20 protein-coding genes are annotated in these 21,602 nt (G+C 70.1%); 17 read left to right on the forward strand and 3 right to left on the reverse strand.

All coding sequences use genetic code 11. From position 1 onward, the window contains the following. Window positions 1-86: 86 nt before the first annotated feature. Complete coding sequence (locus QFZ21_RS19335; RefSeq protein WP_307380776.1) at window positions 87-893, forward strand: sugar phosphate isomerase/epimerase; 807 nt, start codon at window positions 87-89, stop codon at window positions 891-893. Continuing rightward, a complete protein-coding gene (locus QFZ21_RS19340; RefSeq protein ID WP_307380779.1) occupies window positions 893-2,023 on the forward strand; it encodes a Gfo/Idh/MocA family protein in 1,131 nt (376 codons plus the stop codon). Before QFZ21_RS19335 ends, QFZ21_RS19340 begins: the two co-directional genes overlap by 1 nt. A 28-nt stretch (window positions 2,024-2,051) precedes the next feature. Here QFZ21_RS19340 and QFZ21_RS19345 read toward each other — a convergent pair whose 3' ends face one another. Continuing rightward, on the reverse strand, window positions 2,052-3,248 hold the full coding sequence (locus tag QFZ21_RS19345) for an ROK family protein (protein WP_307380780.1): 1,197 nt from the start codon (window positions 3,246-3,248) through the stop codon (window positions 2,052-2,054). 114 nt (window positions 3,249-3,362) lie between these two features. Between QFZ21_RS19345 and QFZ21_RS19350 the strand changes: the two genes are divergently transcribed. From QFZ21_RS19350 to QFZ21_RS19380, 7 genes are all read left to right on the forward strand, one after another. After that, a complete protein-coding gene (locus QFZ21_RS19350; protein ID WP_307380782.1) occupies window positions 3,363-4,505 on the forward strand; it encodes a Gfo/Idh/MocA family protein in 1,143 nt (380 codons plus the stop codon). Continuing rightward, entirely contained in the window at window positions 4,502-6,025 is a 1,524-nt protein-coding gene (locus tag QFZ21_RS19355; RefSeq protein ID WP_307380783.1) for a sugar ABC transporter ATP-binding protein, read from the forward strand. Before QFZ21_RS19350 ends, QFZ21_RS19355 begins: the two co-directional genes overlap by 4 nt. Next, the gene (locus QFZ21_RS19360; protein WP_307380784.1) at window positions 6,022-7,119 is read left to right on the forward strand and encodes an ABC transporter permease; all 1,098 of its coding nucleotides are present in this window, start codon (window positions 6,022-6,024) and stop codon (window positions 7,117-7,119) included. The genes QFZ21_RS19355 and QFZ21_RS19360 overlap by 4 nt, the downstream gene beginning before the upstream one ends. Further along, window positions 7,116-8,174, forward strand: a complete 1,059-nt coding sequence (locus tag QFZ21_RS19365) for an ABC transporter permease (RefSeq protein ID WP_307380786.1) — start codon at window positions 7,116-7,118, stop codon at window positions 8,172-8,174. Before QFZ21_RS19360 ends, QFZ21_RS19365 begins: the two co-directional genes overlap by 4 nt. An 11-nt stretch (window positions 8,175-8,185) precedes the next feature. After that, a complete protein-coding gene (locus tag QFZ21_RS19370) occupies window positions 8,186-9,385 on the forward strand; it encodes a substrate-binding domain-containing protein (RefSeq protein WP_373426030.1) in 1,200 nt (399 codons plus the stop codon). Between the two features lie 74 nt (window positions 9,386-9,459). Then, a complete protein-coding gene (locus QFZ21_RS19375) occupies window positions 9,460-10,314 on the forward strand; it encodes a sugar phosphate isomerase/epimerase (RefSeq protein WP_307380791.1) in 855 nt (284 codons plus the stop codon). A 39-nt stretch (window positions 10,315-10,353) separates the two neighbouring features. Then, window positions 10,354-10,647 (forward strand): Dabb family protein, encoded by a 294-nt coding sequence (locus tag QFZ21_RS19380; RefSeq protein WP_307380793.1) that lies wholly within the window; start codon window positions 10,354-10,356, stop codon window positions 10,645-10,647. A 7-nt stretch (window positions 10,648-10,654) separates the two neighbouring features. On the opposite strand, the gene QFZ21_RS19385 is transcribed toward QFZ21_RS19380, so the two are convergent. Both QFZ21_RS19385 and QFZ21_RS19390 read right to left on the reverse strand, forming a co-directional pair. Further along, window positions 10,655-11,599, reverse strand: coding sequence for an NYN domain-containing protein (locus QFZ21_RS19385; RefSeq protein WP_307380795.1), 945 nt, complete (start codon window positions 11,597-11,599; stop codon window positions 10,655-10,657). Next, entirely contained in the window at window positions 11,592-12,587 is a 996-nt protein-coding gene (locus QFZ21_RS19390; protein WP_307380798.1) for a Gfo/Idh/MocA family protein, read from the reverse strand. The genes QFZ21_RS19385 and QFZ21_RS19390 overlap by 8 nt, the downstream gene beginning before the upstream one ends. Window positions 12,588-12,692: 105 nt before the next feature. Here QFZ21_RS19390 and QFZ21_RS19395 point away from each other — a divergent pair, with 105 nt between their 5' ends. The 8 genes from QFZ21_RS19395 to QFZ21_RS19430 all read left to right on the forward strand — a co-directional run bounded on the left by QFZ21_RS19395 (window position 12,693) and on the right by QFZ21_RS19430 (window position 21,600). Further along, window positions 12,693-14,075: an NtaA/DmoA family FMN-dependent monooxygenase gene (locus tag QFZ21_RS19395; protein WP_307380799.1), complete on the forward strand. Its 1,383-nt coding sequence runs from the start codon at window positions 12,693-12,695 to the stop codon at window positions 14,073-14,075. Window positions 14,076-14,209: 134 nt separating this feature from the next. Further along, entirely contained in the window at window positions 14,210-15,844 is a 1,635-nt protein-coding gene (locus QFZ21_RS19400; RefSeq protein ID WP_307380801.1) for a TIGR04028 family ABC transporter substrate-binding protein, read from the forward strand. Window positions 15,845-15,863: 19 nt separating this feature from the next. Then, window positions 15,864-16,832 carry an ABC transporter permease gene (locus QFZ21_RS19405; RefSeq protein WP_307380802.1) on the forward strand — a complete coding sequence of 323 codons (969 nt, stop codon included), beginning with the start codon at window positions 15,864-15,866 and terminating at the stop codon, window positions 16,830-16,832. Beyond that, a complete protein-coding gene (locus QFZ21_RS19410) occupies window positions 16,829-17,722 on the forward strand; it encodes an ABC transporter permease (RefSeq protein ID WP_307380803.1) in 894 nt (297 codons plus the stop codon). Before QFZ21_RS19405 ends, QFZ21_RS19410 begins: the two co-directional genes overlap by 4 nt. Then, complete coding sequence (locus QFZ21_RS19415) at window positions 17,719-19,335, forward strand: ABC transporter ATP-binding protein (RefSeq protein WP_307380804.1); 1,617 nt, start codon at window positions 17,719-17,721, stop codon at window positions 19,333-19,335. The genes QFZ21_RS19410 and QFZ21_RS19415 overlap by 4 nt, the downstream gene beginning before the upstream one ends. Beyond that, on the forward strand, window positions 19,332-20,375 hold the full coding sequence (locus QFZ21_RS19420) for a putative FMN-dependent luciferase-like monooxygenase (RefSeq protein WP_307380805.1): 1,044 nt from the start codon (window positions 19,332-19,334) through the stop codon (window positions 20,373-20,375). Before QFZ21_RS19415 ends, QFZ21_RS19420 begins: the two co-directional genes overlap by 4 nt. Next, window positions 20,372-20,998, forward strand: a complete 627-nt coding sequence (locus tag QFZ21_RS19425) for a CMD domain protein (RefSeq protein ID WP_307380807.1) — start codon at window positions 20,372-20,374, stop codon at window positions 20,996-20,998. Before QFZ21_RS19420 ends, QFZ21_RS19425 begins: the two co-directional genes overlap by 4 nt. Further along, a complete protein-coding gene (locus QFZ21_RS19430; protein WP_307380810.1) occupies window positions 20,995-21,600 on the forward strand; it encodes an alkylhydroperoxidase domain protein in 606 nt (201 codons plus the stop codon). Before QFZ21_RS19425 ends, QFZ21_RS19430 begins: the two co-directional genes overlap by 4 nt. Window positions 21,601-21,602: the final 2 nt, after the last annotated feature.

Genomic DNA, 21,602 nt, shown 5'->3' on the forward strand with positions numbered 1-21,602 from the left:
AACTTCCGCGTGGAGGTATTTGGTGATAGCGTGCTGCCGTCGGGCGCTGCGCCCGCACGTCGCCGACGATTCAAGGAGCACGACCGATGACGATTCAGACCTCCGTCCAGCTGTTCACGATCAAGGATGAGCTCGAGGCCGATCTCGAGGGCTCGCTCGCCGCGGTCGCCGCGCGGGGGTTCACCGCCGTCGAGCCCTACGACTTCGTGCGCCGGGCCGCGCCGCTCGCTGAGGCGCTCTCGGCCGTCGGGCTCACCGCGCCGTCGGGGCATGCCTTCCTCGCGTCCGAATCCTTCGTCAATCCCGACGGCAGCGGCACGACCCTGCCGGTCCCGTCCCCCGCAGAGGTGTTCGCCGCGGCGAAGGTGCTCGGCATGGGCACGGTCATCGATCCGTACACGGAGCCCGCACGCTGGGAGTCGGTCGCGCAGATCGAGGAGACCGCCCGGCTGCTCAACGAGGCCGCGGCGATCGGTGAGACCGTGGGCGTGCGCGTCGGCTATCACAACCATGCCCACGAGCTAGAGGCCGTGTTCGACGGCGTGACCGGTCTCGAGGTGCTCGCGGGTCTGCTCGACGAGCGCGTCGTGCTGGAAGTCGACCTGTACTGGGTCGCGCGCGGCGGGGTCGACCCGGTCGCCCTCCTCGAGCGTCTGGGGAGCCGTGTCATCGCCGTGCACGCCAAGGACGGCACCCTCGACCCCGCCCTCCTGAATGCCTACCCGCCGGCCGACCAGGTGCCGGCGGGCGACGGCACGGTGCCCCTCGTCGAGGCGATCGCCGCGGCATCCGCTCTGGAGCTCGCCATCGTCGAGTTCGACCACTACGAGGGCGACTTGTTCGACGCGATCGAACGCAGCCGCATCTACCTCGACGAGAAGGTCGCCGGCTGATGGCGCTCGGCAACGGCCCCGTGGGCGTCGGCATCATCGGCGCGGGCAACATCAGCGACCAGTACCTGTCGAACCTCACGACCTTCCCCGACGTTCGGGTCATCGCGGTGGCCGACATGCTCGAGGAGCGGGCGCAGGCGCAGGCCGCGAAGTACGGCGTGCCGCACGCCGGAGGCATCGACGTGGTGCTCGGCGATCCGGCCATCGACATCGTCGTCAACCTCACGATCCCGGCCGTGCACGTCGAGGTCTCCGAGGCGATCATCGCCTCGGGCAAGCACGTCTGGACCGAGAAGCCGATCGGTGTGAACCGAGAGGAATCGCGACGGCTGCTGGAGAAGGCGGATGCCGCCGGCCTGCGCGTCGGCGTCGCGCCGGACACCGTGCTCGGTCCGGGGGTGCAGACCGCGAAGCGGGCGATCGCACGCGGCGACATCGGCCGGCCGCTGTTCGCCCAGACCACCTTCCAGTGGCAGGGACCCGAGGTCTTCCACCCCAACCCCGCGTTCCTGTACGCCAAGGGTGCCGGGCCGCTGCTGGACATGGGCCCGTACTACGTCTCCGCGCTCGTGCACGTGTTCGGGCCGGTCGCGGCGGTGGCGGCACTCGGCCTGCAGGGGACCCCGACGCGCCGGGTCCAGGTCGGGGAGCTGGCGGGGCAGGAGTTCCCCGTGGAGATCCCCTCGACGCTCAGCGTGCTGATGGACTTCGAGCAGGGCGGACAGGCGCAGAGCCTGTACAGCACCGACTCTCCGCTGCTGCGTCAGGGCATCGTGGAGATCACCGGCACCGAGGGCACGATCGTGATCCCCGATCCGAACTACTTCGGCGGCCCGATCACGATCACGCGTCCGCTGCAGGTCGGTCCTGAGCCGGCGGAGCAGGAGATCGTCGACGTCGCGCAGGAGGGCGTGCTCTCCGGACGCGGCGTGGGACTGCTCGACATGGCACGGTCGATCGCCACCCGGCGTCCGCACGTCGCGACGGGGGAGTTCGGGTATCACGTGCTCGACACCCTCCTGTCGATCGAGGAGGCCGCCGAATCGCGCGCCTTCGTGCCGGTGACGAGCAGCATCGAGCAGGTCGGTGCGATCGACGCGGACTTCGACCCCTTCGCCGCCACGCTCTGAGCGTCACACCGCGTGGCGGGGAGGTGCGTCAGCGCGCCTTCGCCGCCACGTAGGCGTCGACGTTCCCCGGTGACAGCACTTCGCGAGCGACCATGATCGCCGCACCCAGCACCGCCGCACGGTCGCCGGCCTGGGACTGCACGATCGCAAGATGCTGCGTGGCGAGCGGGATGGAGCGCCGATAGACGACCTCCCGCACGCCGGCGAGGAGGTGCTCGCCGGCGCGAGCGATGCTTCCGCCGAGCACGATGATCGAGGGATTCAGCAGGTTGACGACGGTGGCGAGCACCTCGCCGACGTCGCGGCCCGCCTGTCGAGTCGCCTCGATGGCGGCGGCATTCCCGGCTCGCACGAGGTCGACCACGTCGGAGGCGCTGTGCACGTCATGTCCCGCCTCGCGCAAGGCGATCGCGAGTGCGGAACCGCTGGCAAGGGCTTCGAGATCGCGGTCGTCTCCCGGCTCGCGCGATGATCCGGCGCCGGTCGGCACCTGGACATGGCCCATGTCGCCCGCCGAGCCCTGGGCACCGCGCTGCAGCTGCCCACCGGCGATGATGCCCGACCCGATGCCGGTCGACACCTTGACGAAGATCAGGTCGTCGACCTGCGGCCAGCTCGTCGCCTGCTCGCCGAGGGCGAGGATGTTGACGTCGTTGTCGACGAGCACCGGTACGTCGAAGGTCCGCTGCACGTATCCGGGCACGTCGAAGCGGTCCCACCCGGGCATGATCGGCGGATTGGTCGGGCGACCCGTGGAATGCTCGACCGGACCGGGAACACCGATGCCCACGCCGAGCAGGGGCAGACCCTCGGCCGAGGAGGTGGCGAGCAGCTCGGTGCCGTCGCCGAGGATCGTGTCGAGCAGGCTCTCGGGTCCGTCGCCGATGTCCACGGTGCGTGTGCGCGCGTCGAGGATGACGCCGGCGAGGTCGGCCACCGCGACCGTCGCATGGGTCGCGCCGAGATCCACGGCCAGCACGATTCCCGCGCGGGCGTTGAACGCCACCCGAGCGGGAGGGCGACCGCCGGTCGAGGCCGCTTCGCCCGCGGGGCGCAGGAGGTCGGAGGCGAGGAGGGCATCGACGCGCAGAGCCACGGTGGAGCGCGCGAGGCCCGTCAGCTCGGCCAGTTCTGCTTTGGTGCGGGCATGCCCGTCGCGGAGGATCTGAAAGATCTCACCGGTGCCCGGAATCGACGGCGAGACCGGGCGCAGAACGTCAACCATTGCGACAGTAAAGCACAGGCTTTGTGCTTCGTGACGCACAACTTCGAATTTCGAACGGATAACTTTTGACGGCAGGCTAGCAAAAGGGGCAGCAGCTGTGTCAGACTCCCCGACATGACAACGGATGTCACTGACACCGGTCTCGGGACGATCCGAGCCGGCATCCTCGGCGGGGGATTCATGGCGCGCGTGCACGGCACGGCATCACGAGACGCGGGCGGCGAGCTTCGGGCCGTCGCCACCAGCTCCGCCAGTGGCGGACGCACTGCTGCGCAGGCGCTCGGCGCCGAACGCGCCGAAGCCGACGCCGACGCCCTGCTCGACGCCGCCGACATCGACGTCGTCCACATCTGCACCCCGAACGCCACGCACGCCGCCCTCGCGCTCCGTGCCCTCGCCGCCGGCAAGCACGTCGTCTGCGAGAAGCCACTCGCCACGAACGTCGCCGACGCGCAGCAGCTCGCCGATGCGGCCGTCGAGCAGGGACTCATCGGCGCCGTCCCGTTCGTCTACCGCTACCACCCGATGGTCCGCGAGGCCCGGGCGCGCATGCGCCGCGGGGACGTGGGCGAGCTCCTCACTCTGGACTGCTCGTATCTGCAGGATTGGATGCTGCTGCCGGACGACGACGACTGGCGGGTGCAGTCCGCCTCCGGCGGTGCGTCGAGGGCGTTCGCCGACATCGGCTCGCACCTCTGCGACCTGATCGAGTTCATCACCGGCGACCGGATCCACGCATTGAGCGCCCGTACCCGCCGTGTGTTCGCGGAGCGCGGGGGCCGTGCGGTGGACACCGAGGACATCGTCGCGGTGCTCGTCGAGACGGAGTCCGGGGCCCTCGGCACACTGCTCATCTCGCAGATGGCTCCCGGACGCAAGAACGCTCTCACGCTCGAACTGCACGGCTCGCGACAGACCGTCCGCTTCGAGCAGGAGCGCCCCGAGGAGTTGTGGATCGGCGCGCGCACCGGGTCCCGCCTGCTGCTGCGCGATCCTGCGACCGCCGACCCGGACTCCGCGCGACTGCAGCGCGTGCCCGCGGGTCACGCGATGGGGTACCAGGACGCATTCAACGGGTTCATGGCCGACGTCTATGCGGCGATCGGCGGGGCCGAACCGGAGGGGCTCCCGACCTTCGCCGACGGATACCGCTCGGCCGTGCTGACCGAAGCCGTGCTCGAATCCGCCGCTCACGACGGCCGCTGGGTGCAGACGGCCGCGGGGGACCGCTCAGACCGCCTGGAGGTAGAGGCATGACCACGACGATCACGGAGCCCGTCCTCGCCGTCGCGAACATCCGCAAGGCGTTCTTCGGCGTCGAGGTGCTCAAGGGGATCGACTTCGACGTCCGCCCCGGCGAGGTGCACGGCCTCGTCGGCGAGAACGGCGCCGGCAAGTCGACGCTGATGAAGATCATCGCCGGTGTCCAGCCGGCGGACGAAGGCTCGGTCACCTATCTCGGCGAGGAAGTGCACCACATGCACCCGCGTCAGGCGATGGATGCCGGCATCGTCACGGTGTTCCAGGAGTTCACGCTGCTGCCCGAGCGCACCGTCGCGCAGAACGTGTATCTCGGACGCGAGCCGCGGCGGGCCGGGATCGTCGACAGCCGGGCGATGAGCACCAGGACCGCGGAGCTCCTGGCCGACCTCGGCGTCTCGTTCATCGATCCGCAGGCACGCGTCGGATCGCTCACCGTCGCCGAGCAGCAGATCGTCGAGATCGTGAAGGCGCTGTCCTTCGACGCGAAGATCATCTCGATGGACGAGCCGACGGCCGCGCTGAGCGACCACGAGGTCGAACTCCTGTACGCGATCATTCGCCGCCTCACCTCGCGCGGCGTCGCGGTCATCTACGTCTCGCACCGGCTGAAGGAGATCTTCGACCTGTGCGACCGCATCACGATCCTCAAGGACGGCGCGCTCGTCTCGACCGATGAGATCGCCGCGCTCACAACCGACGAGCTCGTACGCCGCATGGTCGGCCGGTCGATCCAGTCGTACTTCCCCGACGCCGTCGAGGGCACCGTCGTGGGGGAGCCGCGACTCGAGCTCGACGGCTGCGGCAACGCCTTCGTCGACGCCGTGTCGCTGACACTCCGCGCCGGCGAGATCGTCGGCATCGCGGGGCTGCAGGGATCCGGCCGCACCGAGCTCGTCGAGGGCGTGTTCGGCATCCAGGGCTTCACCCGGGGAACGATGCGCATCGACGGCACGCCGGCGCGCATCACGAGCGCCCGCGCGGCCGTCCGCGCCGGACTCGCGCTCGTGTCGGAGGACCGCAAGGCGCAGGGCCTCGCGCTCGGCCAGTCGGTCATGGACAACGCGCTCCTCGTCGTGCGGAGCGTCTTCGCCGGGCGCACGTCGACGTCGCGCCGCGAGGTGCCGGGCATCCTCGGCTCGCTGGAGATCAGCACGCGGGGACTCGACCAGGAGGCCCGCTTCCTCTCCGGCGGTAACCAGCAAAAGGTCGTGCTGGCGAAGTGGCTGCTCACGCAGCCGCAGATCGTGCTCTTCGACGAGCCGACCCGCGGTATCGACGTCGGCGCCAAGTACGCGGTCTATCAGCTCATGCGCGAACTCGCGGCGCAGGGCAAGGCGGTGCTCATGGTCTCCAGCGAACTGCCGGAGGTGATCGGGATGAGCGACCGGATCCTCGTCATGCACGACGGCGAACTCGTCGCCGAGCTTCCGGCCGGTTCGGCGGAGCACGAGATTCTGACCGCGGCGACAGGATCGCCCCATCCCGGCATTCCGACGGACGGAGAACTCCGATGAAGCGGTTCCGCGTCGACTCCACGATCATCGTGCTCGGCATCCTCATCCTCTCCCTGGTCGTGGGCGCGATCCTCGTGGGCACCGTCGGGCGCAACTTCCTGAGTCCCGGCAACATCCGCGACATCCTCACCGGCATGAGCGTGCTGGGCCTCGTCGCGATCGGGCAGACGCTGGTCGTGCTGGGCGCCTCCCTCGACCTGTCCGTCACGTACGTGATCAGCTTGTCCAGCCTCCTGGCGGCGACGATCATGAACGGCAATCCGGGGAACATCCCCGCGGCCGTGGTGATCACGCTGCTGGTCTGCGCCGGCGTCGGGCTGATCAACGGCCTCATCGTCACGGTGCTCAAGGTGAACGGCTTCATCGCGACCCTCGGCGTCGGTCTCATTCTGCAGGGGATCCTCAACACCAACTTCGAGGGCTCGTCCGGCAAGGTGCCGTGGGAGTTCCAGCTCATCGGCGCGACCGGCGTCGGGCCGGTGCCGGTCTCGACCATCATCATGATCGCGATGGCCGTGCTCGTCTGGTTCCTGCTCAACCGCACACGCACCGGCGCGCACCTCTTCGCGGTCGGCGGCGACCCCGAGATCGCGCGTCTGTCGGGAGTCCGCACGCGTCCGCCGCTCATCGCCGCCCACGTCGTGTGCTCGATCTTCGCCGGCCTCGCCGGTCTCCTGCTCGCCAGCCGGCTCGGCGTCGGCAGCCCGACCGTCGGACAGCAGGGCGGGTACGCGCTGCTCTCGATCGCAGCCGTCGTGCTCGGCGGCACGCTGCTCCTCGGCGGACGCGGATCCGTCTGGGGCACGCTCGGCGGGGTGGCCATCCTCGCCGTCGTCGACAACGTCATGAGCGTCATGCAGGTCAACCCGTTCCTCAAGGACGTCGTCCGTGGCGTCGTGATCGTCGCGGCCGTCGCGGTATACAGCCGCCGCTCCATCGTGCGTCGCCGTCCGCGGTTCGGCGCCGGCGGAACGCGCACCGGAGGAGACGACGCGGCGAAGGCCGCCGAACCCGAGATGGCGGCCGCGGCGTTGCAGCTCGACACCACGCAGCTCGCCGATACAAGCCCCACTCCGGAAGGAGGGCGCGCATGAACGCCCTGCGTGCACTCGTGAGCCCCCGCGGGGCGGTGTTCCTCCTGCTCGTGCTGCTGCTCGTCGCCGTGATGATCCTCAACCCGAGCTTCGCCGAGCCCGGACAGTTCATGCGCTTCGTCCAGCGGGTCGCCCCGATCGCCATCGTCGCCATCGGACAGTACTTCGTGATCATCGCCGGCGAGTTCGACCTGTCGCAGGGCTCGCTCATCACCGCGCAGGTGATCATCGCCGGCAACCTGGTCGGGCAGGACGACTCCCGCACCGTGCCGGTGCTGCTGCTCATGATCGTGTTCGGCGCGTTCATCGGTCTCCTGAACGGCATCATCACGACGCTGCTCAAGGTGCCCTCCTTCATCGTCACTCTCGGCATGATGCTCGCCCTCCTCGGTGCGGTCATGTGGTGGACCGGGGGAGCGGCGACCGGGAACCCGGCCGACAGCTTCCGCGAGATCGGTCGCGGCGGCATCCGCGACGTCCCGTTCCTCGAGTTCATCCCGTGGGCAGTGTTCCTCGTGATCGGATGGCTCGCTCTCGGCATCTGGATCACCAAGCGTCCGCTGGGCAAGCTGCTGATCGCGGTCGGCGACAACGCCAGAGCGGTCGACTATGCCGGAGCCCGCAGCGCGTGGGTGACCACTCGCGCCTTCATGATCTCGTCGCTCTCGGCCACGCTCTCGGCCGTGCTCCTCGTCGGATACGCCGGCGTGCACCCTTCGGTCGGTCGCGGTTACGAGTTCGTGGCCATCACGGCCGTCGTCCTCGGCGGTGTGGTGCTCGGCGGCGGTCGGGGCTGGATCGTCGCCGCTGCCGCCGGCGCCTTCGCGCTCGAGGCGCTCTTCATGCTGCTCAACATCGCCGGCGTCCCCTCGACGCTGCGCGACGCCGTCCAGGGCATCATCATCATCGCCGCCGTCGCGTACTCCGCCGTCGCGTTCCGCGCCCGGCGAAAGCGCGGCCCTCGGCCCTCAGAACTCATCACCGCAGGAACCACAACCACGAATACCCGCACGACCACCAGCACCATCCACACAGAAACCAGAGGAGATCAATAATGCGACGATCAATGAAGATCGCCACCGCGGGGGTGGCTCTGTTCGGCCTCATCGCGCTCGCCGGGTGCACCACGGACCCGTCCGTGGCGCCGCCGGAGTCGGAGAATCCCGAGGAGACGACGACCGAGACGACCGAATGGTTCGATCAGGAGCTGTTCGACAAGCAGAACGAGGAGCGGGGTGTCGAACCGGAGGGCCCGGCGGACGAGCCGTACCTCCAGCACATCAACGCCGAGATGGTCGACACGTCGGAGTTCGCCAGCGAGGGGGCCAAGAAGGCCTGCTTCGCGAACGCGTCGATCTCCAACCCGTGGCGCCAGACCGGCTGGATCACGATGAACGAGCAGCTGAAGGCGCTGCAGGCCGACGGCGCGATCAGCGAGATGGAGACGCGCGACGCGCAGGACTCCGATGACACGCAGATCGCGGACATCGACTACTTCATCTCGGAGGGGAACTGCGACGTCTTCCTCATCTCGCCGAACAGCACGGCCGCGATGACCCCGGCGGTCGAGCGGGCCTGTGAGACGGGCAAGCCGGTCATCGTCTTCGACCGCGGTGTCGACACCGACTGCTACGTCTCGTTCATCCACCCCATCGGCGGCTTCGCCTGGGGCATCGACACGGCCGAGTTCCTCATCGACAACCTCGAAGAGGGCGACAAGGTCGTGGCGCTCCGCATCCTCCCGGGTGTGGACGTGCTCGAGCACCGCTGGGCGGGCGCCGAGAAGCTCTTCGATGAGGCCGGCATCGAGGCCGTGGACTACTTCACGGGCGCCGACCCCGCTGAGATCAAGAGCATCATCGCCGACGAGCTCGCCAAGGGCGACGTGCACGGCATCTGGATGGATGCCGGTGACGGCGCCGTCGCCGCCATCGAGGCGTTCGAGGATGCCGGAGCGGACTACCCGGTCATGACCGGTGAGGACGAGATGAGCTTCCTCCGCAAGTGGAAGGACACGGGGCTCACGGGTCTCGCGCCGGTGTACTCCAACTTCCAGTGGCGCACGCCGCTCCTCGCCGCCCAGATGATCTTCGCGGGTACCGAGGTGCCGAAGGAGTGGGTGCTCCCGCAGAAGCCGATCACCGAGGGCGAGCTCGACGAGTACCTCGAGGCGAACGACGGAATGCCCGACGGGCACTACGCCAAGTTCGGCGGGGAGAACCTTCCGGGGTACCCCACCGTCTGGCAGGACCGACAGATCCCGTAAGTCGCGTGCGGGCGTTCCGTCTCGTTCTTCGGAACGAGACGGAACGCCCGCCCCATGCAGGACAGAGGAGCAGGATGCCGCGCACGATCGCCGTCAACACCTGGGTGTGGACCTCGCCGCTCACGGATGCGACGCTCGAGCCGCTCGCCCGGAAGGCAGCGGCGCTCGGCTACGACGCACTGGAACTACCGCTCGAGAACGTCGGCGACTGGGACCCGGCGGCCGCGCGTGACACCCTCGACCGCCTCGGACTGGGGGCGATCGTGATCGGCGCGATGGGGCCGGGCCGTTCGCTGATCGCCCGAGCCGGTGACGTCGCTGCGACGCAACAGTATCTTCGCGCCTGTCTTTCGGCCGCGAGAGTTCTCGGGTCGGCAGTCGTCGCCGGACCCTTCTACGCGCCGACGGGCGTCACCTGGCGGATGGATGCCGACGAGCGCGCGGCCGTCGTGGCGGAGCTGCGCGACAACCTCGCGCCCCTCGCCGCCGAAGCGGCGGATGCCGGGATCACGCTGGCGATCGAGCCGCTCAACCGCTACGAGACGAGCATCCTCAACACGGTCGAGCAGAGCCTCGATGCCGTCGAGCCGCTTCTCGGCGCCGGCGTGGGCCTCGCTCTCGACACGTACCACCTCAACATCGAGGAGAAGAAGCCCGCCGACGCGATCCGTGCGGCGGGATCAGCTATCGCGCATGTGCAGGTGTGCGGCAGCGATCGCGGTGCCGTCGGCGATGACCACACCGACTGGCCCGAGATCCTGCGGGCGCTGGACGATGCCGGGTACCGGGGCCCGCTGGGCCTCGAGAGCTTCACCGGCGAGAACGCCACGATCGCGGTCGCCGCGTCGGTGTGGCGTCCGCTCGCGCCGAGTCAGGACGAACTGGCCGTCCGCAGCATCGCCGCCCTCCGCGCGCTGGAGCGCGCCTGAGCATCCGTCCTCCCCCCGATCTCACTGACAGGAACCCTCATGCCCATCCAGCACACCGTCGTCTTCCGGCTCATCCATCCGGAGGGGGCCGCCGAGGAACGCGAGTTCCTGGCGACCGGGCACGCCGTGCTCACGTCGATCCCCGGCGTCGCGGATTTCACCATCCGCCGCCAGGTGAGCGCCAAGAGCGACCTCACGCATCAGTTCTCGATGGTCTTCGCCGATCAGGACGCGTACGACGCGTACGACGCCCACCCGGCTCATCGGGCGTTCGTGGCGGAGCGCTGGATGCCGGAGGTCGCGGCCTTCCAGGAGTACGACTTCGTGGGCTGAGCCCCGATCAGGGCTCGCGCAGCTTCACGAGCCGCTCGTGCCCGGTCTCCTCGAGCTCGGCGATCTCGTCGCGCGACTTCAGGAAGTCCGAGAACGACCGGTACCCGAGCGCCTTCTCGCTGAAGGAGGGGTCCATGCGGCGCATGTGGGTCTTCACCGCAGAGCTGTGCAGCCACTCGTCGGCGTCGGCCTTGTCGTGACCGAGGCGCAGGGCGCGCTCGAGCAGTCGGGTGGCCTCGCTCTGGTCATCGACCTTCGCGGCCGGCGCGGCCTTCGACTTCGCGCGCCGGGGCGCCTTGGTCTTGGCGGCATCGGGGACCGCTTCCGCCGCGGGGGCCGCGGTCTCGGTGACCGTCACGGCGGGAGCTGCCACAGGCTTGGTCGGACGCACCACGCCCGGCAGCGAGTCGTAGGCTTCGAACTCGTCGCAGGCGGCGGCCAGCGACTTGGCGGTCGAGCCGGCGACGCCGACGCCGATCACGTAGCGTCCGAGACGCTTGCAGCGCTGGGCCAGTGGCACATAGTCGCTGTCGCCGGCCACGATCACCACGTGGGTGAGGTCGGGCAGGCGGAACATGTCCTCGACGGCGTCGACGGCGAGACGGATGTCGGCGCCGTTCTTGGCGTACGCCGCCGCGGGGAACAGCTGCACGAGGTCGACCGCGCGGGCGACGAGCTGGGAGCGGTACTCGGCGTTGACGGGGGAGGACCAATCGGCGTAGGCGCGTGTCAGCACCAGGGTGCCGAACGATGCGGCGTAGTCGATGATGGCACCGACCTCGATCATCGCCCGGCCGAGCCGTTCGGTGACGTCGGGGTCGTTCGGGTTCTCGGTGATGCGCTGACGGTCCTTGCCGTAGGCGTTGCGCCCGTGCACCCGGTCGTACCAGGAGATCACGATGTTGTCGAAGTCGAGGTAGACGGCGACGCGGGCGTTCGTCGGCTCAGCCACGGTCGGCCTCCTCGCCGGGGTAGCTGACGCCGATCTGTCGGCGGATCTCGTCGAGGAGGCCCATGATGGCGACGCTCTCGGCGATGGGGAGGAGGTCGCCCTCGAGGGTGCCCTCGGCCACCAGCCGTTCGGCGGCCAGCGCCTCGTACTGCATGCCCCGGCCCTCGACCTTCGAGACGTACTCTTCGAGGACGGTGCCGTCGGGCTGCACGACGCGGAAGGTGGTCGGGACGTACCAGGTGCGGTCGATGTCGATGCGTGCCTCGGTCCCGATGATGGTCGCGGTGTTCGGCCCCGCGGCGCGTGACGAGGACAGCGTCGTGGAGAGCGCCCCGCCCTCGTGGGTCATGATCGTGGCGACCTCGGCATCCGCGCCGGTCTCGATCAGGCGCCCGACCGCGTGGACGCTGGTCGGCGCACCGAGGATGTCGTGGACGAACGAGATCGGGTAGATGCCGAGATCGAGCAGCGCTCCGCCGCCGAGCTCGAGCGCATTGAGCCGGTGGGTCGGATCGGAGGGCAGCAACTGGGTGTGCTCGGCGCTCACGGCGCGGATCTCGCCGAGCGTGCCTTCCGCGATGATCTCGCGGATGCGGATCATGTGCGGCAGATACCGCGTCCACATCGCCTCGGTCACGAGGAGGTTCTTCTCGGCGGCGAGCCGCTGCAGGTCCTCGGCCTCGGCGCGGTTCAGGGTGAAGGCCTTCTCGGCGATCACGTGCTTGCCGTGCTCGAGAGCGAGGCGGGCGTTCTCGTGGTGCATCGGGTGCGGCGTGGAGACGTAGATGATATCGATGTCGGGATCGGCGACCAGCGCCTCGTAGGAGGGATGGGCGTGCGGGATGTCGAAGCGGGCGGCGAACGCGTCGGCCGACTCCTGCGAACGTGATCCCACGGCCACCAGATCGAGTCCTGCGGTGCGCAGATCGGATGCGAAGGCGGCGGCGATGCCGCCGGTTGCGAGGATTCCCCAACGAAGACCAGTCATCATCTCAGCGTAGAGGGTGCCACCCGTGTGACGGTCTGTGACACCGGATGACCTCGGGCTTCGGTGCGCTGGCCGCAGGGCGGAGTCGCTTCTACGGTGACGGACATGACCGATCCCCTGATCATCGGCGCCATGGTGCGCACTCTCGGCGCCTACCCGTCGGGATGGCGGCAGCCGGGCGCGCACCGAGACCCGGCGAACGACGCCGACATCCTCCGCCACATCGCGAAGGAAGGGGAGGACGCCGGTCTGGACTACCTCTTCTTCGGCGACTGGCTCGCGACGGGACCCGATCTGGAGTTCCGCGATCCCTATCTGCTCGCGCGCATCGATCCGGTCAGCGCCGTGCTCTTCCTCGCCGGGGTCACCTCGCGCATCGGTCTGATCGCCACGGTGAACACGACCTACGCCGATCCGTACACGACGGCACGGTCGCTGGCCTCCCTCGACGTGCTCACGCGGGGCCGGGCAGGGATCAACCTCGTCACCGGAGCGGAGCCGCGCGCCGCGGGCAACCACGGCCGGGAGGTGCACGCCGCGAACGAGACGCGCTACGACCGGGCGGAGGAGTTCGTCACCGCGCTCCGCCGGCTCTGGGACTCGTGGAGCGAGGACGCCTGGATCGCGGATGCCGAGCGCGGCGTGCTCATCGACCCGGCGGGGCTGCGCCGCACCGACCTGCGCGGCGCGCAGGTGCAGGTCACCGGCCCGCTCAACGTCGCCCGTCCGCCGCAGGGGCAGATCCCGATCGTCCACGCGGGCACGTCGCCGCGGTCGCGCACGCTCGCCGCCACGGAGGCCGATCTCGCGCTCATCGCCGCACCGAACCTGGCGGATGCGATCGCGACCAGGGCGATCCTGCGGGACATCGCCGCGGATGCCGGGCGGTCGCCGGACGCGCTGAAGGTGATCGCGCCCGTGCTGCCGGTCGTGGCAGACACCGACGACGATGCCCGGCGCATCGTGCAGCGTCTGCTCGCGCTGGTGCCTCTCGCCGAGGGGCACCAGTCGGCGCGCACGGCGTTCCCGACGAATCGGACCGTGGCGGCGCTCGCCGACGCGTTCGAGGTGGCCGCCGACGACGGGCTGCGCGCCGCCGCCTTCGACGAACCGGTCACGGCCGCCCGTGCCGCGCGGCTGGGCGGGGGCGGCGCGGCGCTCATCGAGCGGCTGTCGCGCATCGCCGGCGTGGGAGTCGGGAGCGGCGATCCGCTCACCTGGCGCCACCTCGTCGCCGCGCACGCGGTGCCCGCCGCCTTCGTGGTGGGTGATGCCGGCACGATCGCCGACCACTTCGAGACCTGGCGCGACGAAGGAGCGGCCGACGGCTTCAACGTGCTCTCCGCCTTCCAGCCGGCGCAGTTCGAGGCCTTCACGCGCATCGCCGCACCCGAGCTGCGCCGCCGCGGCCTGCTGCGGAGCGCGTCGGAGGATGCCGGGACGACGCTCCGCGACCGCCTGCGGGTTACCTCGTATGTCGACGCGTGACGAGAGGTTTCGTCTCGCGACCCCGGGTGTCCGTCGCCGCGCGCCGCGGCATCCGCCTTCCCTAGCGTGATCCCCACCTCGCACTTCCGCACCATCCCTCAGCACAGAGAGCATTCGCAGCCCAGGAGGCCCCCATGAATCGCCGTCACATCCGCGCCGCCGCCGCAGCGGTCCCGCTCATCCTGGCGACAAGCCTCGCCGCGTGCGCCTCCTCGCCCGCACCCGCGAACGCCCCGGCCGAGGGCGGCGACCCGGTCACCGGGGGCACGCTCACCTACCTCGAGCACCAGACGTACACGAACCTGTACCCGCCGCAGGCCGGCTTCTACCCGAACGGCGGCGTCGTCAACAACATCGCCGCCCGCCTGACCTGGCAGAACCCCGAGACGCTCGAGATCGAGCCGTGGATCGCGGCCGACTGGACCGTGAACGACGACGCCACCGAGTACACGTTCGACCTCAAGCCCGATGTGACATTCTCGGACGGCTCGCCCGTGGATGCCGAGGCGGTGGCGAAGAACTTCGACACCTACGGCCTGGGCGACGCCGACCGCGGGCTCACGATCTCCGAGGCCATCAACAACTACGCCGGCAGCGACGTGGTCGACGAGGACACGGTCACGTTCCGCTTCACCGCCCCGTCACCCGGCTTCCTGCAGGCGACCTCCACCATCAACTCCGGCCTGTTGTCGCCGGAGACGCTCGACGGGACCATCGAGGACTTCGGGGCAGGCAACGCCACCGAGATCATCGGCGCAGGACCCTTCACCGTCAGCGACGAGAAGCTCGGCACCGAGTACACCCTCGCCGCCCGCGAGGACTACGCCTGGGCGCCGGAGAGCGCGGAGAACCAGGGTCGCCCCTACGTCGATGCGGTGCACGTGCTCGTCACACCGGAGGACTCGGTGCGCATCGGCTCGCTGCTCGCCGGCCAGGCCGACTATGTGCGCTACGTGCAGGCCTTCGACGAGGAGCGGGTCGAGGGGGCCGGCTTCACCCTGTACGCCCCGCAGACCCGGGGCGTGAACAACTCGATCGCGCTGCGGCCGGGAAACCCGCTCCTCGGCGACATCCGCGTGCGTCAGGCGATCATCGCCGCCGTCGACGCCCAGGAGGTCGTCGACACCCTGTTCACCGACAACTACCCGGTCGCGACCTCGGTGCTCTCCTCCGAGGCCCTCGGGTACAAGGACGAGTCGGAGCACTACGCGTACGACCCCGACAAGGCCGCCGATCTCCTCGACGAAGCGGGCTGGAAGCCCGGCTCCGACGGCATCCGCGAGAAGGACGGCGAGCGCCTGGCGATCACGGTCTACGAGGCGAAGCCGCAGCCGCAGTCCACGCAGACGCTCGAACTCGTCGCGCAGCAGCTGGCGAAGGTCGGCGTCGAGCTCACGGTCAAGCCCGGCGACGCCGGCAGCTACGCCGAGGACACGCGCGATGCCGAGGTGACCGGGTTCTACCACTCGATGGTCGGCCGTGCGGATCTCGACGTGATCAAGAGCCAGTACTACACGAAGAACCGCGACGTGCTGATCTCCGAGGACGCGGAGCTCGATGCGCTGCTGGATGCCGTGGCATCGGAGCCGGACGCCGACAAGCGGATCGCCGCCTCGCAGGCCGTGCAGGACTACATCGCCGAGCAGGCGTATGTGATCCCGCTGTTCGAGGAGCCGCAGGTGTACGGCGCGGCCACCTACGTGCAGGGCGTCGCCTTCGAGTCGGTGGGTCGTCCGACCTTCTCCGGCGTCTGGCTCGCCGACCACTGATGAGCAACCGGGAGCACCGATGACCTTCGTCCTCCGACGAGCCGGGCAGGCCGCGATCGTGCTGATCGCGGCCTTCACGGCCACCTTCTTCCTGCTGCAGCTGCTGCCCGGCGACGCGATCCTGATCAAGTTCTCCGACCCGAGCCTCGGACTCTCGCCCGAGCAGCTCGACAGCATCCGCGCCAGCTACGGCACGAACCTGCCGTGGTGGGAGCAGTACGTGCACGCCGCTCTGGGATTCGCCGCCGGCGACTTCGGCTACTCCACGCAGTTCGGCACCCCGGTGCTCACGATGCTCGGTGAGGCGCTCCCGTCGACGCTGCTGCTCGCGTCGCTCGGGCTGATCGTGGCGCTGCTGCTGGCCGTGCTGATCGCGGGACTCTCGTCGCTCGCCCCGTTCGCGTGGCTGCGCGACGGGCTGCGCCAGATCCCCGGGCTCTTCGTCGCGGTGCCGGTGTTCTGGCTCGGCATCCTGCTCATCCAGGTCTTCTCCTTCGGGCTCGGCTGGGTACCGATCGTGGGCGCCGATCCGGTGTCGGGACTCATCCTGCCCGTCCTCACGCTGGCCGTGCCGATCTCGGCCCCGCTCGCCCAGGTGCTCGTCCGCGCGGTCGACCAGGTGCAGGCGCAGCCGTTCATCACGGTCGTCCGCGCGAAGGGCGCGCCGCCGGTCTGGGTACTCACCCGCTCGGTCGCGAGGAATGCCGCGGTGCCGACGCTCACGATCGCCGGCGTGCTGTTCGGCGAGCTCGTCGGCGGTGCGGTGGTCACCGAGACCGTCTTCGGCCGCACGGGTGTCGGGCGACTGACGGAGCAGGCGGTGGCGAACCAGGACATCCCGGTGCTGCAGGGCGTTGTGCTGCTGTCTGCCCTGGGCTTCGTGCTGGTCAGCTTCGCGGTCGACCTGGTCACCCCGCTCATCGATCCGCGTCAGCGGCGCGTCGCCAGGGCGACGACCCCGCGCACACTGCAGGAGGTGACGGCATGACCGTCCCCGTTCTCACCACGCTCCCCATCCCGGTGGACACAGAACCCGACGCGGATGCTGACGGTGGCGCATCCATCCGCCCACGCCGGCCGCGACGCACGCGCCCGTGGGGCCTGTACGCGGCGATCGCGGTCGTCGTTCTCGCCGTGCTCTGGGCCGTCATCCCCGGACTGTTCGCGCCGGGGAATCCGCTCACCGGCGCGCCGGCCGACAAGCTGCTGCCGCCGAGCGCGGCGCACTGGTTCGGCACCGATACCCTGGGCCGCGACCTGTTCGGGCGCGTGGTGCACGGCTCCGTGCACTCGCTGTCGGGCGCGCTCATCGCGGTCACGGTCGGCCTCGCCCTCGGCACCCTGATCGGCGCGATCGCGGGAGCCATCGGCGGGATCGTCGACGACGTGCTGATGCGCATCGTCGACGTCCTGCTGGCGATCCCCGGCCTGTTGCTCTCGCTGTCGGTGATCATCCTGCTCGGGTTCGGCACCGTGAACGCCGCGCTCGCAGTGGGTCTCGGCAGCGTCGCCGCGTTCGCCCGGCTGATGCGCGCCGAGGTCGCCCGGGTGCGGCGCACCGAGTACGTCGAGGCCGCGTACGGCAGCGGAGCCACGTTCTTCGCCGTCCTCCGGCGTCACGTGCTGCCCAACTCGCTCACCCCGATCGTGGCGCTCGCCGCCCTGCAGTTCGGCACCGCGATCCTCGCGATCTCGACGCTCGGGTTCCTCGGCTACGGCGCCCCGCCGCCCACGCCGGAATGGGGGCTGCTGATCGCCGAAGGACGCAACTACATCGGGACCGCGTGGTGGCTCACCGCCCTCCCTGGCCTCGTCGTGGTGGCGGTCGTGCTCAGCGCCAACCGGATCAGCCACCGACTCGGAAGGAACATCCGATGAGCGTTCTCACCGCGACCGACCTGCGCATCTCCTACGCCGGACGCGAGGTCGTGCACGGCGTCTCGTTCGAGATCGCGGAGGGCGAGACCCTGGCTCTGGTGGGGGAGTCAGGGTCGGGCAAGTCCACCACCGCGCACGCCCTGCTCGGACTGCTTCCCGCGGGAGGGCGCGTCGACAGCGGCAGCGTGCGACTGGGCGACCTCGACATCTCGGGCTGGTCGGATCGCGCGCTCCGCGGCATCCGCGGCACGGCGATCGGGCTCGTTCCGCAGGATCCGACGACGTCGCTCGACCCGGTGCGGACCATCGGTGCTCAGGTCGAGGAGATGCTGCGGCTGCACGGCCACCGGGACCGGCGCTCGCGGCGAGCGCGCGTCATCGAGCTCCTCGACCGCGTCGGCATCGACGACCCCGACCTGCGGGCACGGCAGTACCCGCACGAGCTCTCCGGCGGCATGCGGCAGCGCGTGCTGATCGCGAGCGCGATCGCACTCGGCCCGCGGCTGCTCATCGCGGACGAGCCGACGAGCGCGTTGGACGCGACCGTGCAGCGCAAGGTGCTCGACCTGCTCGACGAGCTGCGTCGCGAGGAGGGCACCAGCATCCTCCTGGTGACCCACGACCTCGGGGTCGCGGCCGACCGCGCCGAGCGCCTGGTGGTGCTGAAGGACGGCCGGATCGTGGAGCAGGGTCCGAGCGAGACCGTGCTCGCGTCGCCGTCCGACGGCTACACGAAGCAGCTGCTGGCGGATGCTCCGGCCTTCGCGACCGGCTTCCGTCGCCCCGACGCGCCCCCGTTCCTTCGCGATGCCGCGGCCGTCGCTGCGGAGAACCCGTACGCCATCGTGGCGGAGGGCCTGGTCAAGCAGTTCCGGGTGGCCGGGCGCGAGCCCTTCCGGGCGGTCGACGACGTCTCGTTCCGGGTGCGGCGCGGCACCACGCACGCGCTGGTGGGGGAGTCCGGCTCCGGGAAGACCACCACGGCCCGGCTCGTCACCCGCTTCCAGCAGCCGGATGCCGGCACGATCGAGGTCGCCGGTGCCGAGGTCACCCACGCGTCCCGCGAGCAGCTGCGCGCCCTTCGCCGGCGCATCCAGCTGGTCTACCAGAACCCGTTCGCCTCGCTCGATCCGCGCCAGTCGATCGTCGACATCGTCGCGGAGCCGCTGACGAACTTCCGCGTCGGCTCCCGGGGTGAGCGCCGGGAGCGGGCGCTCGCGCTCATCGACCGGGTTTCGCTTCCCGCCGACGTCGCACGCCGCACCCCGCAGGAGCTGTCCGGCGGGCAGAGGCAGCGGGTGGCGATCGCGCGCGCCCTGGCAATCGATCCGGAGATCGTGGTGCTCGACGAGGCGGTCTCCGCGCTCGACGTGACGGTGCAGGCGCGCATCCTCGAGCTCCTCACCTCGCTCCAGGCCGAGCTCGGGCTCACCTACCTGTTCATCTCGCACGACCTCGCGGTCGTCCGGCGCATCAGCCACACCGTCTCGGTGATGCGCCGCGGCCGGATCGTCGAGGAGGGCCTGACGGAGGAGCTGTTCCACGACCCGCAACACGACTACACCCGGGAGCTGCTCGCCGCGGTTCCCGGACGGACGGAGATTCCTGCATGACCGCCCTCACCGTCGCCTTCTTCACCCGGCTGCTCGACGACGCCTCGCCCGCGGAGCGGTACGCACTCGCCACCGCCCAGATCCAGCAGGCGGAGCGCCACGGCATCGGCCGGGCCTGGGTCGCGCAGCACCACTTCCGGGCGGCCGAGGGCGGTCTGCCGTCTCCGCTGGTGTTCCTGGCGAGCGTCGCGGCCCGGACCACGAGCATCCGGCTCGGCACCGGTGTGATCACGCTTCCGCTGGAGGATCCGGTGCGCGTCGCCGAGGATGCGGTCGTGGCCGATCTGCTCGCCGACGGCCGCCTCGATCTCGGACTCGGCAGCGGCGGCACCCCGTCGTCGTTCGTGCCGTTCGGTGAGGACGTGCGCGACAAGGCGCCAACGTACGACCGCAAGCTCCGGCTGCTGCTCGATGCGCTCGCCGGCCGCGACGTCGGAGCCGAGAACACGCTCTATCCGGATGCCGGCACGCTCGCCGACCGCATCTGGCAGGCGACTTTCTCGGCGCCGGGCGGACACCGGGCCGGCGTCCACGGTCACGGTCTGCTGCTCTCCCGCACGCAACCCCGGCGGGAGGACGCACTGCATGCACCGCTCTCGGCGCTGCAGGATCCGATCATCGACGCCTACCTCGAGGCGCTTCCCGCCGGTGTCGCGCCGCGGATCACCGCCTCGCGCACGGTGTTCGTCGCCGATCACCGTGCCGAGGCGCTGCGCTTCGCCGAGGTCGGGTTGCGGCGGGCGGCCGAAGGCTTCCGGCGTCAGGGGCAGACGATCCCCGGTGACAGCATCGACGAGCTCATCGCGGCTCTCGACACGCACCTGGGCACGCCGGAGGAAGTGGCCGAGTCGCTCGCTGCCGATGCCACCCTCGCCCGCGCGACGGAGGTCGCGTTCCAGGTGCACTCGGTCGATGCCCCGCACGAACACGTGCTGCGGTCGATCGAGCTCTTCGCCACCGAGGTCGCGCCGGCGCTCGGCTACGCACTCACGGACACCACCGACATCGACACCACCGACACCATCAAGGAGAAGGCATGACCACCGACATCGTCGATCAGCTCGCGGGGGTGACGCCTGAGCTCGACGCGCTCCGGCGCCGCCGCCCGGTGACCAGGGATCAGCTGCAGGCGAGCTTCGACGCGCTGTTCCAGCCGGTCTCGGTCGAGCACGTGTCGCAGACGGAGCGCGAACTCATCGCCGCCTTCGCCACGCGGCTCGCTGGCAGTGCCGACCCGACCGGCACCTTCTACGCCGATCGGGCGCTCGCCGCCGATCCGTCTCGTGCCGCTGTCGTGCTGTCCGAGGCGTCGGATGCCGCGGTCGAGGGCCCGTTCGGCTCCTACACCGAGCTCGGCCTGCAGGACGAGAGCACCGCGGGCGAGCGCTACGTGCCGTCGGATGCCGCGATCGAGGCACTGGGCGCTCGGCTCGCCGCCGCGCTCGCGCACACCCACCTCCTGGTGTTCCGTCCGCGTGAGGCGTCGGCCGCCGACATCACCGCGCTGCTCGACGCCGGATGGTCGGCGGACGGCATCATCACGCTGTCGCAGCTGGTCTCCTTCCTGGCGTTCCAGCAGCGGGTCATCACCGGGCTGCGGACGCTCGCCGCCGCCGGGTTCGTGCCGGCGACTCAGACCGATTCCGAGGAGGAAGCCGCATGACCACCGATCAGACCGTGCTCAGGCACGATGCCCCGCACCCGCACGCCTTCACGCGCGGCGAGGTCGGCTGGCTGCCGCATCTCCCTCCGCTACCGGAGGACGAGCTCACGGAGCGCCATTACGACGGACTCGTCGATGCGGCCCGCGCGAAGAACGACTACTTCCGGCTGCTGGCGCGCGACCCTGAGATCCTCAAGGCGCGCACTCTGGTCGACAAGGACATCTTCTACAACGTCGCCGAGGGGCTGCCGCGTGCCGAGCGCGAGCTCGCCGCGACGGCCGCCTCCCGCCGCAACGGGTGCGTGTTCTGCGCGTCGGTGCACTCGCGGTTCGCGGCGCATCACGGCAAGCGCGTCGACGACGTGGACCGGCTGCTCGACGAGGGGGTCGATGCCGACCTCGGTGAGCGCTGGAACGCGGTCGTCGCGGCATCCGTCGCTCTCACCGATACGCCCAGCGCCTTCGGCGAGGGCGAGATCGCGCGGCTGCGTGCGGCCGGCCTCGACGATCTGGAGATCGCCGATGTCATCCACGGTGCGGCGTTCTTCAACTGGGCGAACCGGCTCATGCTCTCGATCGGACGGCCAGTGGTGCCGGCCTGATC

This window comes from Microbacterium sp. W4I20, from assembly GCF_030816505.1.
Lineage (GTDB): Bacteria > Actinomycetota > Actinomycetes > Actinomycetales > Microbacteriaceae > Microbacterium.